Origin of the sequence: Ectobacillus antri, from assembly GCF_003852715.1 — a bacterium.
In the GTDB taxonomy this organism is placed as follows: domain Bacteria; phylum Bacillota; class Bacilli; order Bacillales; family Bacillaceae_G; genus Ectobacillus; species Ectobacillus antri.
Genome location: NZ_RIAV01000002.1, coordinates 33,712 through 49,627, shown reverse-complemented (window position 1 = coordinate 49,627; position 15,916 = coordinate 33,712). Strand labels below are relative to the sequence as shown.

The following is a 15,916-nucleotide window of genomic DNA, read 5'->3' as shown; positions in this document are numbered from 1 at the left end:
ATTTCACCCCTCTTTGGTTAGTTGTATTTCAATTGATATCTCTTCTGGTGCAATATGAGAAGAAACAATATTATTACTTCTGTGTATAACCCAGTTTTTTATTTCATCTATATTTTCTAGTTTGCCACGAAAATCAAAAAAGAAACGAGCAAACCGGTCATCCTGCTCAATTGTAATACATAAGTGATTCTCTGCATGCACATCAACTACTTGATGAAGCATGCTAAAAAAATGTAGTGTCCATGTATACATTACTTCATCATACTTCGTTAGTGTATGTACATCACCCAGCACTTCATATTCTAAGTTGCAAGGTGGATGACTCCATGTATATGTTAATAATAATTCTGTGAATAGAGGCATTTTTACATTCATAAGACGTGACTCTTGTTGTGCTTCCCCTACAAATTCATGAATGAGCTCTTGTACTCGTGCTTCGTTTCCAAGAGAAAGGTGAGCTTTAATCAATTGCAGACGATTCAGCCAATCATGACGTGAATGCCGCAAAGCGTCAACAACCGTCCATTGTGTTTTCATCTGAATACCCCTTTAATATAGAAAAGCTCTAACCTGCACTCAGGTTAGAGCTTTCCGTGAGTTTCATTATGCTTCTTGAGCAACAGGATATACACTCACTTGCTTACGGTCACGACCAAGACGCTCAAAGCGTACAACGCCGTCAACCTTCGCGTATAGAGTATCGTCACCACCGCGGCCAACGTTTACTCCAGGATAAATTTTCGTACCGCGTTGACGGTAAAGGATAGAGCCACCAGATACGAATTGACCATCTGCACGCTTAGCGCCTAGACGCTTCGCAATAGAGTCACGACCGTTCTTTGTGCTACCTACACCTTTTTTGGATGCGAAAAACTGAAGATCTAATCTTAACATAGTTTACACCTCCTGCATGATTTCTTTTATGCGAATGTACTTACCATAGTCCATTTCGATTGTTCGTAGCGAAACTAGCATACCTTCAAGAAGCAACTGCGTTTTTTGAAACGTTTCATTATCCAATTCAGGCAATCTATACGTTAAAAAACCACCGTTTTTTCCAAGGTTGATGTTCGCCTGCACATGACAAAGTGCTTCAATCGAATTGATGGAACCGAACACAACTGCTGATACGCCGGCACAGACCAAGTCTTTACCATGCTCTGCAAAGTTGGCATGTCCCGTCATTTCAAACGATTGAATGCCTAATGATGTGCGATGTATCGTAACTTTAATCATTTCAACCTTACGCGTTGATTGCTTCAACTACAAGCTTTGTGTATGGCTGACGATGACCTTGCTTACGACGGTTGTTCTTTTTAGCTTTGTATTTGAAAACAATGATCTTTTTAGCGCGACCTTGTTTTTCAACTTTCGCAGTAACAGTTGCACCTGCTACAAGCGGGCTACCAACTTTAACATCTTCGCCGCCTACAAAAAGAACTTTGTCGAAAGTAACTGTGTCACCAGCTTGTGCATCAAGCTTTTCTACATAGATTACTTGACCTGCTTCAACCTTGATTTGTTTACCACCAGTTTCGATAATTGCGTACATAATTGCACCTCCTCATAATTTATAAGACACGCCATAGACAGGCAGAGCTATGTCATTTAAAACCTGTTATGTGCGGTTGCAGCGTATAGCCAATTAGGTGCTATAAACCATAACAAAAAGATGTTATCATGAACAAACCGCAATGTCAATAACGGTTATTGGTTTTTCAGTCGTAAAACCTCTTCTTTTGTCCCGAGATGACGAATGGTAAAACCATGTGTCATACGAGTCGTAAAATGTACATCTAGTACGCTCTGAAGTGTTTGAAACACTTCTTGTATATGAGTATTTGCCTCTACTAACGCTGCCTCATAATCGCTGCCACGATATTGTAACAACTCTCGTTCTAGCTTATATGCAGCTGTTTGCGCAGACATGACAAACCCTTCTTTACAACAATCACAAGTTGCAAGCAAATAATCACGTAACGATTTTCGCTTTCTTCTTCTCGTCATCTCTAGTATACCAAGCGCTGTAAAAGAGAATACTTTTGTAATTGCACCATCTTTCAAAAGTTCATCCCTAAGTACCTGTTTTACCTGTTCTTGATGATGCTTCTCTTTCATATTAATAAAATCCACAGCAATCATACCGCCGATATCACGCAGGCGAAGTTGCCTTGCAATCTCTTTTGCTGCGTATATATTTGTCTGTAAATTCGTATCTTCTTGCCTGCCTTTTCCAATGAATTTTCCCGTGTTTACATCAATGACTGTCATTGTTTCGGTTTGCTCAATGAGTATATATGCACCATTATCCAGCCAAACAATCTTTTTTAATGCTTTTTCGATTTCACTCTCAATATGATAAGCAGAAAACAATGATTCCTTGCCGCGATAAAGAGTTGTTATATCGCTTTTTGTTTTAGTCTGAATCAATTGCTGCATCTCGATATGGTCCGTTACGATATGAGAAATGGTATGAAGCGGAATTTCATGAAGAATTCTGTCTAAAAAAGACTTAGCTTGATGCAATAACATAGGTGGAGATCCGTTTGTTGCACATATGGCTTTGTATAACGCTTGCAGTTGCTTCATCTCTTTCTCAATAATTGATAAATCCGCATTTTCACAGGCGGAACGAAAAATAAAACCACCGCTCATTCCATTACCTAATTCTCGCAGCGCCAGTTTGCGCTCTTGTTCTTGAATATTGCGGGACACCGCAGACATATTTTCATGCGGCAAATACACAGTATATACACCTGATATTTCGATTTTAGCTGTTAGTTTCGGGCCTTTTGTGTCGATAGCCTCCTTTACAACTTGAATGACTACAGCTTGTCCTTGATGAACGAGCTCATGAATCTGTTTTTCTTCTCCCCCAGGAATAGCGCTTTTGTGTAAATATCCCTGCTTGTCTAATCCTACATCAACAAAAGCAGCATCCATTCCAGGCAGCACTTTCGTCACTCTTCCTATGTATATATTACCGACAGGATTTTCTTCTCCTGGCCGCTCCATAAATACTTCTACAACACGGTTATTTTCTACAACAGCAACACGCTTCTCTGTTCCTACTGCATTTACGTATAATGTTCTCAAATCTGATAGCCTCACTTTTATCTCGGTGTACTTAAGATACAAAAAGGCTAGTGCCGATGTCAACACTAGCCAATTAACTCTCCAATGGAAGAGGTAATCCGTTTTTCAGTAAAATACGCATATAATAATTCATTTTCATCAAGTGTAAACTGTTCCCGCCGCCCTTTGATTACCACTGAGTGCTTATAGCCACGACGAAACTGTTCAAAAATCGTATATAAGGGCATCGTTTCATTGACGGTAATTACATTGATCTTCTCAATGGCACGCTTACCTCCATAGTAGCGATCCAGTAAAAAACGCATAAACGCATATTTCCGTTGTTTCCACTCGAGATAAATTGAAGTAGCGAGAAAACATAGCATTATCCACATGGTAAGGTTCAGTGTATTGAGAACTAAGCTACCAAGCGCAATCAGAAAAAAGAAAGCACTGGATGCCAACAACATGCGACGGTGCGCTTCAAGGAACGGCCATTTGGTGGAGAAAACATTGAACATAATCTTACCTCCATCAAGCGGCCAAATTGGCAATAGATTAAATACCAACAAACTGATATTGCTCCAAAAAAAGGTTGTATATAAATAAGAAGATAGCATCCCCATCTCATATAAAGCATAAGCCGCTCCCATCATCCACACGTGTTGTATGGGACCGGCAGCTATGACTACCAACTCTTCTTTTAGCGACTTATTTCCATGCTCTTCAAGTTCTGCGACACCGCCAAACGGCAACAATTGAATTTGTTTAATACGCCACCGGTAATGAGCGGCTGCAAACGCATGACCTAGCTCATGAATAAAAACGATGCTAAACAGAATTAAGATTTCTCTAAAGTGTGCAGTTATGACTCCAACAGCAATAAGCACCCAGAACAGAGGGTGAATGGATAGTTTTGTGAACACATCCATGTATCTATTCAAATGAAATCACCTCAATTGGATCTACAAACACATTACCTTTTTTAAACGCAAAATAAAATTGTCCATTTTTACCGTCCGCACTATTTTGCACCACGCCAATTTTTTGCTCTTTCTTGACATAGCCGTATAAGGTTACAGAAACCTCCGCTAAATTACCGTACCAGGATTCCGTACCATCCGTATGTTGAATGATAACTGTATTCCCTAAGTCCTGCTTTGTCCCTACAAAAATAGCAACTCCCTCATTCACTGCATCCACAGTTGCATTTACATTTGTTTGAAACAGTACACCTTGCCCATTTGTTTTAAAATTTTGCAATACTTTTCCTGATGCCGGAACTGCATACGTATTTTTGACTTTATCTACTTTTTGAGAAGATGGAAGCAGTGTTAATGGCTTACCAAATTGCTTTTCATACCAATTGGTAACGGTCGCAAACTGAAACTCCTGTTGCATAACTGTTTGCGCTGCGGAACGCACAGGCTCAAGTGCAGCGGAGGGCTTTTTAAAAGCAACCGCAAGAAGAAGAACCAAACAGGCAGCGCAAAGTGTTTTCAATAAGAATACTTCTTTTCGGAACAACGGGTGTACTGTGCGTTCTTCCTCTTCAAAAATAACAGGTGCTGTATACTCTTCATCTGGTAGCAAGAACACATCTGCATCTTTTTCATATGTCTGCTTTTGCTGCGCTGCCTTACGTTTGGCAATACGCTTACGAATTTCATCCACACGCCGTTTTTTCAAGACACCTTCTCCTCTCTTTCGTCTGTACGCATACTTATCCGTACTCTCATACACGCTTACCACGATGCCAACACGCAACTTGTACTCTAATATGTATGAGTTGTCCTATGGAGATAGACCAGAAAAGCGCAAGCCTATGTTCTTCATAAGCTTAGGGATTTCGTTATACAAAAAGCACTTCATCAAATGATGAAGTGCTTAACGGAAACCAAAGAATTTTTTTACTTTTGAAAGTACATTTCCTTTTTCTGTTCCTAAGTTTTGTAAAGGAATCTCTTCGCCAAGAAGCCTTCTCGCAATATTGCGATACGCTAAAGAAGCTTTACCGTTTGGATGTAAAGCCACAGGCTCTCCCGTATTTGTAGCTCTAATTACCGCATCGTCATCTTCTACAACACCGATTAGTTCAATAGAAAGTGTTCTTGCAATATCATCTACACTTAATGTTTCTTCTTGTTTTAACATATGGCTACGCACGCGATTAATAATGAGCTTTGGCGGTTCGATATCTTCTTGCTCCAATAAACCAATAATGCGGTCTGCATCACGCATAGAAGAAACTTCAGGCGTTGTCACTACAATTGCTTTATCAGCTCCCGCAACAGCATTTTTAAATCCTTGCTCGATACCCGCTGGACAGTCAATTAATATATAATCAAAGTCTTGTCGTAATTCTTGAATAATTGCTTTCATTTGTTCCGGTGTGACCGCTGATTTATCTCTAGTTTGCGCAGCAGGTAATAAATATAGTTCTTCAAAGCGCTTGTCTTTAATCAGTGCCTGCGGCAAGCGACAGCGTCCCTCCACTACATCCACCAAATCGAATACGATGCGGTTCTCTAGTCCCATGACAACGTCCAGGTTGCGCAGACCGATGTCTGTGTCTATTAAGCAGACCTTTTTCTCAGATAAAGCCAGAGCTGTCCCAAGATTTGCGGAGGTAGTTGTTTTGCCGACTCCGCCTTTTCCAGATGTAATAACAATTGCCTCTCCCACAGCTATACAATTCCCCTTTCTAGCCTTGTTAAATTAGGTCTGAGATGAGTGAGAAGTTGAATGCGGTCCACAACAATTTGCTTGTCTTGATTTATATAAGCACATTCCATGGTATGCCCATCCCCTTTTGCATCAGGCGCCCTATTCACAATATCACCAATTTTAAGTTGCATCGGATTCATAAGCGAAGCTGCAATAATTGCTTCGTCATTGCCACGAGATCCGGCATGGGCAATACCACGGAGCGCTCCAATAATGAAAATGTTCCCACCAGCAATAACAGTACCACCGGGATTCACATCTCCAATCAATAATAAGTCTCCCTTTACCTCCAAGCATTGACCAGAGCGGATAATTTTTGTTACAGATACAATCTCTGTCTCACTTTTCCATTGGATTGCCTGCTCTTTTGTCATCACATTGCTTTCAATGGTATCTACAACTAAATTCTTTTTATTACGGATGAGAGTTCGAAGCATTTCCTCCTGCTTGGTTGTCACATAACGATTCCCCACCCTAACTTGAACTTCAATAAGCGAACGATCATCGCTATCGTAGTAACTTGTCGAAAGTTTTTCATCGATTTCTTGTAACAATTCCTCAAATGAACAAGCATCATCCAAATGCAACGTCAATCCGTCTTTTGTTCCTTTAATAGTTACGTATTGTTGCTTCACTAAAACTCACCCCATCGATTCAATTCGACATAAAGACAAAAAATCCTCTTTATTTTTCTTCTGTAACCGCAAGAAGTTTTAATAAATATTTTCGTAGCGGAATGCAGAAAAGGATGAGGAAAATTAAATTCAATAACAATGTTGGCAATAAACGCTGCATGGTGAACAGTCCCAATGATAAATGGGCCCTTCCTAAAAGGGATAAGAAACCGTACACATAGTACTCAAGCGCTGTTGTACCTAGCAATACCAGAATTGACACAATGAATACGTTTATCTGCAAAATACGCATTGCGTTGAAAACAATATAAACTAAAATGGGGTACGCAAATAAATATATCCCAATCAATTCTGTATACACCATATCAAATAGAAATCCGAAGATAAGCGCAAAATATATCCCTTTTCCGGAGTTATAGTAAATTGTGATAAACACCAGTACTGCAAATAAAAAATGCGGCGCGGCGATTGTATCTTTTTTAAATAAATCGGTCGGTATAACTGAGGAAAACAAACTTTCTAAAATAAAAATCAGCAACAAAAAGAGAGGAAGAATAAACTTTTGCATCGTACTCCTCCCTTTATCGCAATTCTTCCTGCGCCGCAAGCATGGTACGTCTCGCCACAATGACATTATTTACATCATTGAGATTTGCCGCAGGCTTTACATACGCAGTTTGGGTTAACCCATATTCATCGGGTTTTGCATCTATTACTGTTCCAATTACAAGTCCATTTGGAAAAATGCCGCCAAGTCCTGATGTTACCACGATTTGATCTTTTTTAATAACCGCATCTGATGGAATTTTGGTGAAGATAAGTGCTTGTTTATTTTTGTCATATCCTTCAATCAAACCAAAAATAGTTGTATCCTCTTGCACAAACGCAGAAATACGATTGGTTCGATTCAATGAACTAAGCAGCTCTACGGTAGCTGTAAATTGCGAAACACTCTTTACCTTTCCAATCAAACCTTTATCAGTAATCACTGCCATATCTTTTTTTACGCCTTGTTGGGCACCTTTATCAATAGAAACCAAATCGTACCACTTATCCGGATTTCGTCCGATCACTGTCGCATGAAGCGGATCGAATTGACGAAGAGATTGCGCTTTCCCTAGAATCGCACGAAATTCTTCATTCTCCTTTGTCAACTCTCCTACTCTTGAAGAAAGTTCGGCATATTTATCCAGCTTTGCCTTTAGTACTTTATTTTCTTCATATGTACGCTTTAAGTCTTCAATATCTTGAAATAAGCCCGCCACAGCTTGTGCGGGCTTATTCAACACTCGTTCTACGACACCAACAGCATCTTTAATAAACTGCTCCGGCCAAGTGAGTTTTTGGCGTTCCTTTAAAGAAATCCCAATTAACGTTACAAGTAGAATAATACTAACCAGTAATACAATTAAACGTTTATTGAAGAAAAACTGCGGCACGCCTACACCCTCTTAAATCAGCTTAATTTTGTTTTGAATAAATCAATGTTATCAAGCGCTTTTCCTGTTCCGATTGCTACGCAATCCAAAGGATTTTCCGCAACTAATACAGGCATATTTGTTTCTTCACTGATTACCTTATCTAAGTTACGAAGCAATGCACCACCGCCAGTTAATACAATACCACGGTCCATAATATCCGCTGCTAGCTCAGGTGGTGTTTTTTCTAATGTATTCTTCACAGACTCCACAATTGCAACTACCGTGTCACGCAGTGCCTCTGCCACTTCTTCTGGTTGAATTAAAACAGTTTTTGGCAGACCTGTAATTAAGTCACGTCCACGGATTTCCATCGGCTCAATACCTTCTGGGCTTCCTGCAGATCCAATTTCTAATTTTAATGCTTCGGCTGTACGTTCACCAATCATTAAGTTATAGTTTTTCTTAATGTATTGGATAATGGACTCGTCCATTTCATCTCCAGCCACACGAATAGATTGGCTTGTTACGATACCGCCAAGAGAGATAATAGCAACTTCTGTTGTACCACCACCGATATCTACAACCATGCTACCTGTTGGCTCCCATACAGGTAGATTTGCGCCAATTGCAGCTGCAAACGGCTCTTCAATCGGATATGCATCACGTGCACCCGCTTGACGTGTTGCATCAATAACAGCGCGCTTTTCTACCGCCGTAATACCCGATGGTACACATACCATAACGTATGGCTTACGTGAGAAAAAGCCATTCGATTTTTGTGCTTGCTTAATATAATATTTCATCATGGTAGCCGTTGTTTCATAGTCAGCAATAACACCATCACGCATCGGGCGCAGTGCCACTACATTTCCTGGTGTACGACCAATCATCTTTTTCGCATCGTTACCAACCGCCACAATTTGCTTTGTGTCTGTTTGCATAGCCACAACTGATGGCTCACGCACTACAACACCTTTTCCTTTCACATATACAAGCGTATTTGCAGTACCTAAATCTATTCCAAGGTCACGAGTAAAACCGCCAAATCCCAACATATTCTGTATCTTCCTTTCTAAAACGAAAATACTTTGCTTTTATTTAAAAAACAAAACGTTTCAACATTTCACTTATCTTATTGTTAGCTAAAGCCTATAAAAAACTCATAAAACACATTATAAAACAAAATGAAACAAATGAATAGTATTAAATATAACCTTTTTCCTTTAAGCTGACAAATTTATGTTCGCCAATAATGATATGATCAAGTAACTCTACCCCCATAATCTTACCACATTCAGTTAAACGTTTGGTAACCTCGATATCTTCTCGGCTTGGCGAGGGGTCGCCGGATGGATGATTATGAAGGCATATTAAAGAAGCCGCCGAACGGCGCAATGCTTCGCGGAAGACTTCGCGCGGATGTACGATGGAGGCATTTAAACTACCGATAAACACCGTTTGTCGATGGATAATTTGGTTTTTGGTGTTTAAATATAGACAAACAAAGTGCTCCTGCTGTAAAAACCGCATTTCTTCCATCATATACTTGGCACAATCTTCTGGATTTCGGATACTATAACGCTGTTTATATTCAAGTCGTACCATTCTGCGCCCAAGCTCAAAAGCAGCCATAATTTGAACCGCTTTTGCTGTACCAATACCATGAATTTCAGTAATTTCTTCCACTGTTGCGTCTTTTAACAATCTCAATCCGTCAAAATGATGTAAAATTCGATTTGCTAATGTCAGAACACTTTCCTCTTTTGAACCCGTTCTTAGCAAAATAGCAAGCAGTTCTGTATTAGATAAACTGCTTGCTCCTTCTGTTAGCATTCGTTCACGTGGCTGATCTTCTCGCACCATGTCACGAATACCGCTCATATAAAAAACCTCTGTAGCTCTCTTGCTACGCGAGCAATCGGTAAACCAACAACTGAATAGTAATCCCCGGCAATTTTTCGTACCAATACAGCGCCTCTTCCTTGGATTCCATAGCTTCCTGCTTTATCAAACGGCTCTCCGGTTTGCAGATAAGCCGTGATATCTTCTTCTGTTAGCTCATAAAACGTCACTTCTGTACGTTCGTAGAATGTTGTCGCTTTTTCCCGGGAAACAATTGCAACACCTGTGAACACCTCATGTGTCCTGCCGGATAACCGCCGCAGGGTTGCAGCCGCATCTTGTCTATTCTCAGGCTTCCCAAGCACCTGTCCGTCAATTACCACAACTGTGTCCGCACCTAATACAATGGCATCCTTCATGTTACGAGCTACATCATGAGCTTTTTGGAGTGCAAGCGACATTACAATGTCCTCAGGCAAGCTTGTTTCATCCACAACTTCTTCCACCTTGCTAGCACAAACCTCAAAAGGGATATCTAAAAGGGAAAGCAACTCGTTACGACGGGGAGAACCAGATGCCAATATTATTGGTTTCAATGTTATCACCTTTCTTTCTTTTCGTTTTAGAAGGAAGATATCGTCATCGTATCAAAATTTCTATCCTGTCACAATGTTGGAAAAATGTCTTTTTTCTCTTCCGTAAACATAAAAAAGAGAAGAATACTCCCTTCTTCTCCTACACGTTTTCACCAATATACACTTATGTGGTCGTAACAATGGTCTCGTATGCGAGTAGACCATCCAATAAAAGTTGTTGCAGCTTAACCAAGGTAGCTGCTTCTTGCTTTTGGCGGTAGCTTTTTAGTGTATCAAACGCCAACGAAGTGTACGTTGTAAGCTTTTTAAGTTCATCATCTTCAATGCTTTTTTCCTGCTTTTTTATAGTATCTATCTCTTTTTCAAGTTTTTTCCACGTTGCCTCATCTACCTTTCCGGTCGTAAAGCACTGAGACGCTTGTTGTAAGAGAGCATTTAGCGCTTGATTTGCCTTAATAATAACTGTAGCTTGTTTTTCATATGTTTTTGGTACGTTTTTTGCTTCAATGAGCCATGGCTTGTACAAACCTTTTATATTTTCCTTTTGTCCAATTCCTTTGGCTGTTACCTCACTGTCTGCAACGGATACGAATACAAAAAACTTAGCACCGGACGCTCGTAAAACCGCTGGAATACCTTGTTTTTTCCAATCTGACACGGCTGTATTTCCCTGCTCTTTCGTCGAAAAGGCCGCAGCTTGCATCACATGCGCTTGTACAGGTGTTAACTCTTGTACAGAAGTTTGTAAAGCGCCAGAAGAGGGTGCAGATGTTGTAACCGGGGCTGAAGCCACTTTTTTTGATGCGACCTCGCCACTGCCCATCACTTGCAGTACGGTTACGCCAAAGCCTGTCCCAATTAAAACCGCAGACCCTACGGTTAACAGTAATTTTTTATGAGGTACAATTCGTTTTTTTGAAATTGGCGCCTCATATTCTCCTCGAAACGGCAGCACATTATCGACCGCAGACGACAAGGTTGCGGCACTACCTTTTTCCATGTAATTCGCTTCTGTTCCATTGACTTTAATCGATATTTTCGGAGACTGCTTGTCCACAACCCCATCCCCTTTCTATCCAAATCGTAACATGTCTCCCTTGAGAAATAACATGAGATTTGTCGGTAAGAGTTCGTCATTTTCCCTTATATCTCATGTATATTCGGCTAGAAGGAGTTGTAGAACTGTCGAACTGTCTTCTTTACCGTGACCGCCAATATTTTCGCACCTCTGCGATAAAGTAGAGAGAACCTGTTATTACAAATACGTCTTCTTGCGTCAAGCGACCATATACTTCTTCAATGGCCTCTTTCCAGTTATGATAGATAATTGGCTGTTTACTGTATACAGCCAGCAGTTCAGGGCTTGCAGCACGCGGAAAGTCAAATGTCGTAAAAATCATTTGATTTGCGATGCCTTCAAGCGCTGCAATCATGCCCTCAACCTGCTTATCCCCCAAAGCGGTAAATAAAACTGTGATACGCCGGTCACCATAATGTGTTTCTAATGTCTTGACCAGACCGTTTACACCTTCCGGATTGTGGGCACCATCAAGAATCACATCTGGTTTAGAGGCAACAATTTCAAAACGTCCCAGCCAAAACGCTTGACGTAGTCCTTTTTCTATATGCTGATTTGTAATATTAAATCGGTGGTGATCGCGTAAGTATAATACACCTCGCAATGCTAAGGAAGCGTTATGTACTTGATGCTCTCCCTTCATAGAAATAATCAGTCTTTCCCATGAGTCTTTTTCACTTGTAAACGAAAACACTTCTCCTTCTTCAGAAGAAGCAATGTATCGGCTGGTAAAATCGGTATGTAGCTGATATACCGGTGCTTTCTGACTAGATGCTTCCGCCAGAATAACTTCTACAGCCTCTGGCTGTGAAACACCTGTAATAACAGGGACGCTTTGTTTAATAATGCCGGCCTTTTCTCCTGCAATTGCCGCGAGTGTTTCACCAAGGATATGCATATGATCGTGACCAATCGTTGTGATAACACTAAGCAACGGATGGACAACGTTGGTTGAATCATAACGGCCTCCAAGTCCTGTTTCTAGCAGCACTACATCACAAGCTTGAACAAATCCAAAATAGTAAAAAGCCATTACCGTAATAATTTCAAACTCGGTTGCCGCTCCTAGATTTGTTTGCTCTAACTTGTCCACAGCTGGCTTCACCATCTGTACCAAATAAGTGATATCCTCATCAGAAATCGGTGTGCCATTTACACTAATCCGTTCGTTAAATGTTTCGATGTAAGGTGAAGTAAACGTCCCAATTGTATAACCAGCTTCCTGCAAAATTGTACGCATATAAGTAACAGTAGAGCCTTTACCATTCGTACCAGCAATGTGAACACATGCTATTTTTTTGTGCGGATTTCCAAGCTCATTCAGCATCCATTCCATTCGTTCTAGCCCAGGTTTAATACCAAATTGCAGGCGACTGTGAATCCAGTCGAGCGCTTCTTTATATGTACGCATAAAAAGTCCCCCCTATAAAAAAACCCAACAAGGGCTGTTCAGCTTCTGAACCTATTATATCCTTGTTGGGCTATGCTATTATTTCTTGATTTCCGCTAAGCGTGCACGAACCGCTTCACGTTTTTCCATGTAGTCTTGCTGCTTCTTACGTTCTTCTTCGATTACATGAGCCGGTGCTTTCTTCACAAAGCCTTCATTACCAAGCTTTTTCTCAACACGTTCCACTTCGCTATCTAGCTTTTTCAACTCTTTCTCCAAACGGCTGATTTCTTCGTCTAAATTCAGTAAGCCTTCTAGCGGTAAGAACAACTCTGCTCCTGTCACAACAGCTGTCATTGCTTTTTCCGGCGCCTGTATATTCGTTGCAATTGTTAAATCGCTTGGATTACAGAAGCGCTCAATATATGCACTGTTTGCTTGCAAGCTCGCAAGGATTTCTCCATCCTTTGCCTTGATTTGCATCTGAATCTTTTTGCTAAGCGGTGTGTTTACTTCCGCACGAATGTTACGAACAGAGCGAATAATCTCCACAAGAAGATGCATTTCTTCCGCAGCTTTGCTATCAGCTAAATCTTCACGTACTGTCGGCCACTTTGCAACCGTAATGGATTCGCCTTCATGTGGAAGGTGCTGCCAAATTTCTTCTGTTACGAACGGCATAAATGGATGTAACAACTTCATTGTGCTTTCCAACACATATGCGAGTACCGAGCGTGTTGTGTGCTTAGCGGCTTCATCTTCCCCGTAAAGAGGTAGCTTTGCCATTTCAATGTACCAATCACAGAAATCGTCCCAAATGAAGTTATATAGTGCACGACCTACTTCACCAAGCTCGTATTTATCAAGGTTCTTTGTTACGTTTTCAATTGTCTCATTCAAGCGAGTCAAAATCCATTTATCCGCAACAGACTTTTCACCTGTCAAATCGATATCTTCATGCTTCATTTCACCTAAGTTCATCAATACAAAGCGAGAAGCATTCCAAATCTTATTGATAAAGTTCCATGTAGATTCTACCTTTTCCATACTAAAGCGTAAATCTTGCCCTGGCGCACTTCCTGTAGATAAGAAATAACGCAGTGAATCCGCACCGTACTGTGCAATAACATCCATTGGATCTACACCGTTACCAAGAGATTTACTCATTTTACGCCCCTGTGCATCACGAACAAGTCCATGAATCAATACATCCTTAAATGGGCGCTGTCCTGTAAATTCTAAACCTTGGAAAATCATGCGAGATACCCAGAAGAAGATAATGTCATATCCTGTTACTAATACATCAGTTGAATAGTAGCGTTTGAAATCTGTAGCATCTACGTCCGGCCAGCCAAGAGTTGAGAATGGCCACAGCGCTGAGCTAAACCATGTATCTAATACATCATTATCCTGTTCCCAATTTTCAATATCAACCGGCGGTTTTTCATCTACATACACTTCGCCAGTTTCTTTATGATACCAAGCTGGAATACGGTGTCCCCACCAAAGCTGACGAGAAATACACCAGTCACGAATGTTTTCCATCCAGCGCAGATATGTTTTCTCAAAACGTTCTGGAACAAAGGAAACTTTTTCTTCTTGTTCTTGAAGTGCAATGGCTGCATCCGCAAGAGGCTGCATTTTCACAAACCATTGTGTGGACAAATATGGCTCGACAACTGCATCACTGCGCTCGCTGTGGCCTACAGAGTGCATATGCTCTTCAATTTTGATTAGTACGCCTTGCTCTTGTAAATCTTTTACAATCTGCTTGCGACAAGCAAATCGATCCATTCCCTCGTATTTGCCTGCTTTCTCGTTCATTGTACCATCTTCATTCATCACAAGAATGCGCGGTAAGTTATGACGGTTTCCGATTTCAAAGTCGTTCGGATCATGTGCTGGCGTAATTTTAACAGCACCAGAACCAAATTCTTTATCTACGTATTCATCTCCAATAATTGGAATCTCACGACCGATGATTGGTAGAATTGCTGTTTTCCCAATTAAATGCTGATAGCGTTCATCTTCCGGATGCACCGCAATTGCTGTATCTCCTAGCATAGTCTCAGGACGCGTTGTGGCAACTTCGATGTAACCGGAACCATCCGCAAGAGGATAACGCATATGATAGAACGCACCCTGTACGTCTTTATAAATAACTTCAATATCAGATAATGCTGTTTTGGTGGCCGGATCCCAGTTGATAATATATTCACCGCGGTAAATGAGACCTTTTTTGTACAGTTCAACAAATACACGTTTTACAGCGTCAGATAGACCTTCATCCAGTGTAAAACGCTCACGAGAATAGTCTAAGCCCAGACCTAGCTTTTCCCACTGCGCACGAATGTGAGAAGCATATTCCTCTTTCCATTCCCACGCTTTTTCTAAGAATTTCTCACGACCTAGGTCATAGCGGCTCAAGCCTTCTTCACGAAGCTTTGCTTCTACCTTCGCCTGCGTTGCAATGCCCGCATGATCCATACCAGGTAGCCATAATACATCGTAACCTTGCATACGCTTCGCACGTGTAAGAATATCTTGTAATGTTGTATCCCACGCATGTCCTAAATGGAGTTTACCTGTTACGTTCGGCGGTGGAATCACAATTGTGTAAGGTTGTTTCTCCGCCTCACCCTTTGCTTCAAAGTATTTGCCCTCTAGCCACCATTTATAGCGACCTTCCTCGACGGACAAATGGTCGTATTTTGTTGGTAAGTTTTTTTCCGTCATATCATTTCCTCCTTTAAAAATGGCTCTGTGAAAGTTCTTTGTTGATCTCTGCTACAAGTGAAAGCCTCCTCGACGTTACGTACCTGCATAATTTCCCTTCGATTCGCTTTTGTCCCTCTTTCACTCCAATTAACAAGTGCTGATTATCAACATCACGCTTTGACACAGCCTTAAAAATAAAAAAACTCCACTCATCCCTTATAAAAGGACGAATGGAGTTATATTCGCGGTACCACCTTTTTTTGCAGACTACGCCTGCACACTCAAATACGTAACGGGTTACACCGGCTTCTCCTACTGCAAGTTCAAAGAAGCTGCTCAAGGGCGACCTTCAAGTGCTGTCATTTGAAAAACCTCCCACCAATGGTTTCTCTCTCTGAAAAACGCAAACACACTCTACTCTTCCCTGTCTAAGC

The 15,916-nt window shown here is 40.9% G+C and carries 16 protein-coding genes, 1 pseudogene and 2 other annotated features (1 of these 19 cut by a window edge); all 17 genes and pseudogenes read right to left on the bottom strand.

Translation table 11 applies throughout. The annotated features are described in order from the left end of the window. Positions 1 to 3: 3 nt before the first annotated feature. Positions 4 to 537 carry a Spo0B C-terminal domain-containing protein gene (locus tag EEJ45_RS02685; protein ID WP_124563252.1) on the bottom strand — a complete coding sequence of 178 codons (534 nt, stop codon included), beginning with the start codon at positions 535 to 537 and terminating at the stop codon, positions 4 to 6. A gap of 66 nt (positions 538 to 603) precedes the next feature. After that, entirely contained in the window at positions 604 to 894 is a 291-nt protein-coding gene (gene rpmA / locus EEJ45_RS02680; RefSeq protein ID WP_124563251.1) for a 50S ribosomal protein L27, read from the bottom strand. Positions 895 to 897: 3 nt separating this feature from the next. Beyond that, a complete protein-coding gene (locus tag EEJ45_RS02675; protein WP_124563250.1) occupies positions 898 to 1,236 on the bottom strand; it encodes a ribosomal-processing cysteine protease Prp in 339 nt (112 codons plus the stop codon). A 7-nt stretch (positions 1,237 to 1,243) separates the two neighbouring features. After that, on the bottom strand, positions 1,244 to 1,552 hold the full coding sequence (rplU, locus tag EEJ45_RS02670) for a 50S ribosomal protein L21 (protein ID WP_124563249.1): 309 nt from the start codon (positions 1,550 to 1,552) through the stop codon (positions 1,244 to 1,246). 14 nt (positions 1,553 to 1,566) lie between these two features. Continuing rightward, positions 1,567 to 1,640, bottom strand: a sequence feature (ribosomal protein L21 leader region). Between the two features lie 67 nt (positions 1,641 to 1,707). Continuing rightward, a complete protein-coding gene (locus EEJ45_RS02665) occupies positions 1,708 to 3,096 on the bottom strand; it encodes an Rne/Rng family ribonuclease (RefSeq protein WP_124563248.1) in 1,389 nt (462 codons plus the stop codon). A 65-nt stretch (positions 3,097 to 3,161) separates the two neighbouring features. Then, complete coding sequence (locus EEJ45_RS02660) at positions 3,162 to 4,019, bottom strand: M50 family metallopeptidase (protein WP_124563247.1); 858 nt, start codon at positions 4,017 to 4,019, stop codon at positions 3,162 to 3,164. Then, positions 4,012 to 4,764: a M23 family metallopeptidase gene (locus tag EEJ45_RS02655; protein WP_124563246.1), complete on the bottom strand. Its 753-nt coding sequence runs from the start codon at positions 4,762 to 4,764 to the stop codon at positions 4,012 to 4,014. The genes EEJ45_RS02660 and EEJ45_RS02655 overlap by 8 nt, the downstream gene beginning before the upstream one ends. A 198-nt stretch (positions 4,765 to 4,962) precedes the next feature. Then, a complete protein-coding gene (gene minD, locus EEJ45_RS02650) occupies positions 4,963 to 5,760 on the bottom strand; it encodes a septum site-determining protein MinD (protein ID WP_124563245.1) in 798 nt (265 codons plus the stop codon). A gap of 2 nt (positions 5,761 to 5,762) precedes the next feature. After that, complete coding sequence (minC, locus tag EEJ45_RS02645; protein ID WP_124563244.1) at positions 5,763 to 6,437, bottom strand: septum site-determining protein MinC; 675 nt, start codon at positions 6,435 to 6,437, stop codon at positions 5,763 to 5,765. Then, positions 6,437 to 7,005, bottom strand: a pseudogene (mreD, locus tag EEJ45_RS02640) (rod shape-determining protein MreD). The gene minC and the pseudogene mreD overlap by 1 nt, the downstream one beginning before the upstream one ends. Positions 7,006 to 7,018: 13 nt before the next feature. Beyond that, on the bottom strand, positions 7,019 to 7,876 hold the full coding sequence (gene mreC / locus EEJ45_RS02635) for a rod shape-determining protein MreC (RefSeq protein WP_124563242.1): 858 nt from the start codon (positions 7,874 to 7,876) through the stop codon (positions 7,019 to 7,021). Between the two features lie 17 nt (positions 7,877 to 7,893). Beyond that, the gene (gene mreB / locus EEJ45_RS02630) at positions 7,894 to 8,913 is read right to left on the bottom strand and encodes a cell shape-determining protein MreB (protein WP_124563241.1); all 1,020 of its coding nucleotides are present in this window, start codon (positions 8,911 to 8,913) and stop codon (positions 7,894 to 7,896) included. A gap of 148 nt (positions 8,914 to 9,061) precedes the next feature. Beyond that, positions 9,062 to 9,739, bottom strand: a complete 678-nt coding sequence (gene radC, locus EEJ45_RS02625; RefSeq protein ID WP_124563240.1) for a RadC family protein — start codon at positions 9,737 to 9,739, stop codon at positions 9,062 to 9,064. After that, on the bottom strand, positions 9,736 to 10,296 hold the full coding sequence (locus EEJ45_RS02620) for a Maf family protein (RefSeq protein WP_124563239.1): 561 nt from the start codon (positions 10,294 to 10,296) through the stop codon (positions 9,736 to 9,738). The genes radC and EEJ45_RS02620 overlap by 4 nt, the downstream gene beginning before the upstream one ends. Before the next feature lie 163 nt (positions 10,297 to 10,459). After that, the gene (locus tag EEJ45_RS02615) at positions 10,460 to 11,353 is read right to left on the bottom strand and encodes a hypothetical protein (RefSeq protein ID WP_124563238.1); all 894 of its coding nucleotides are present in this window, start codon (positions 11,351 to 11,353) and stop codon (positions 10,460 to 10,462) included. Positions 11,354 to 11,495: 142 nt separating this feature from the next. After that, positions 11,496 to 12,785 (bottom strand): bifunctional folylpolyglutamate synthase/dihydrofolate synthase, encoded by a 1,290-nt coding sequence (locus tag EEJ45_RS02610; RefSeq protein ID WP_124563237.1) that lies wholly within the window; start codon positions 12,783 to 12,785, stop codon positions 11,496 to 11,498. A 78-nt stretch (positions 12,786 to 12,863) separates the two neighbouring features. Continuing rightward, positions 12,864 to 15,500: a valine--tRNA ligase gene (locus EEJ45_RS02605; RefSeq protein WP_124563236.1), complete on the bottom strand. Its 2,637-nt coding sequence runs from the start codon at positions 15,498 to 15,500 to the stop codon at positions 12,864 to 12,866. 201 nt (positions 15,501 to 15,701) lie between these two features. Next, positions 15,702 to 15,916 (bottom strand) — a binding site (T-box leader) (it continues 6 nt past the right edge of the window).

Bases quoted from the DNA above. Each gene is read 5' to 3' on its own strand.
- EEJ45_RS02685 (WP_124563252.1), bottom strand. From the start codon at position 537: ATGAAAACACAATGGACGGTTGTTGACGCTTTGCGGCATTCACGTCAT.
- rpmA (WP_124563251.1), bottom strand. From the start codon at position 894: ATGTTAAGATTAGATCTTCAGTTTTTCGCATCCAAAAAAGGTGTAGGT.
- EEJ45_RS02675 (WP_124563250.1), bottom strand. From the start codon at position 1,236: ATGATTAAAGTTACGATACATCGCACATCATTAGGCATTCAATCGTTT.
- rplU (WP_124563249.1), bottom strand. From the start codon at position 1,552: ATGTACGCAATTATCGAAACTGGTGGTAAACAAATCAAGGTTGAAGCA.
- mreB (WP_124563241.1), bottom strand. From the start codon at position 8,913: ATGTTGGGATTTGGCGGTTTTACTCGTGACCTTGGAATAGATTTAGGT.
- radC (WP_124563240.1), bottom strand. From the start codon at position 9,739: ATGAGCGGTATTCGTGACATGGTGCGAGAAGATCAGCCACGTGAACGA.
- EEJ45_RS02610 (WP_124563237.1), bottom strand. From the start codon at position 12,785: ATGCGTACATATAAAGAAGCGCTCGACTGGATTCACAGTCGCCTGCAA.
- EEJ45_RS02605 (WP_124563236.1), bottom strand. From the start codon at position 15,500: ATGACGGAAAAAAACTTACCAACAAAATACGACCATTTGTCCGTCGAG.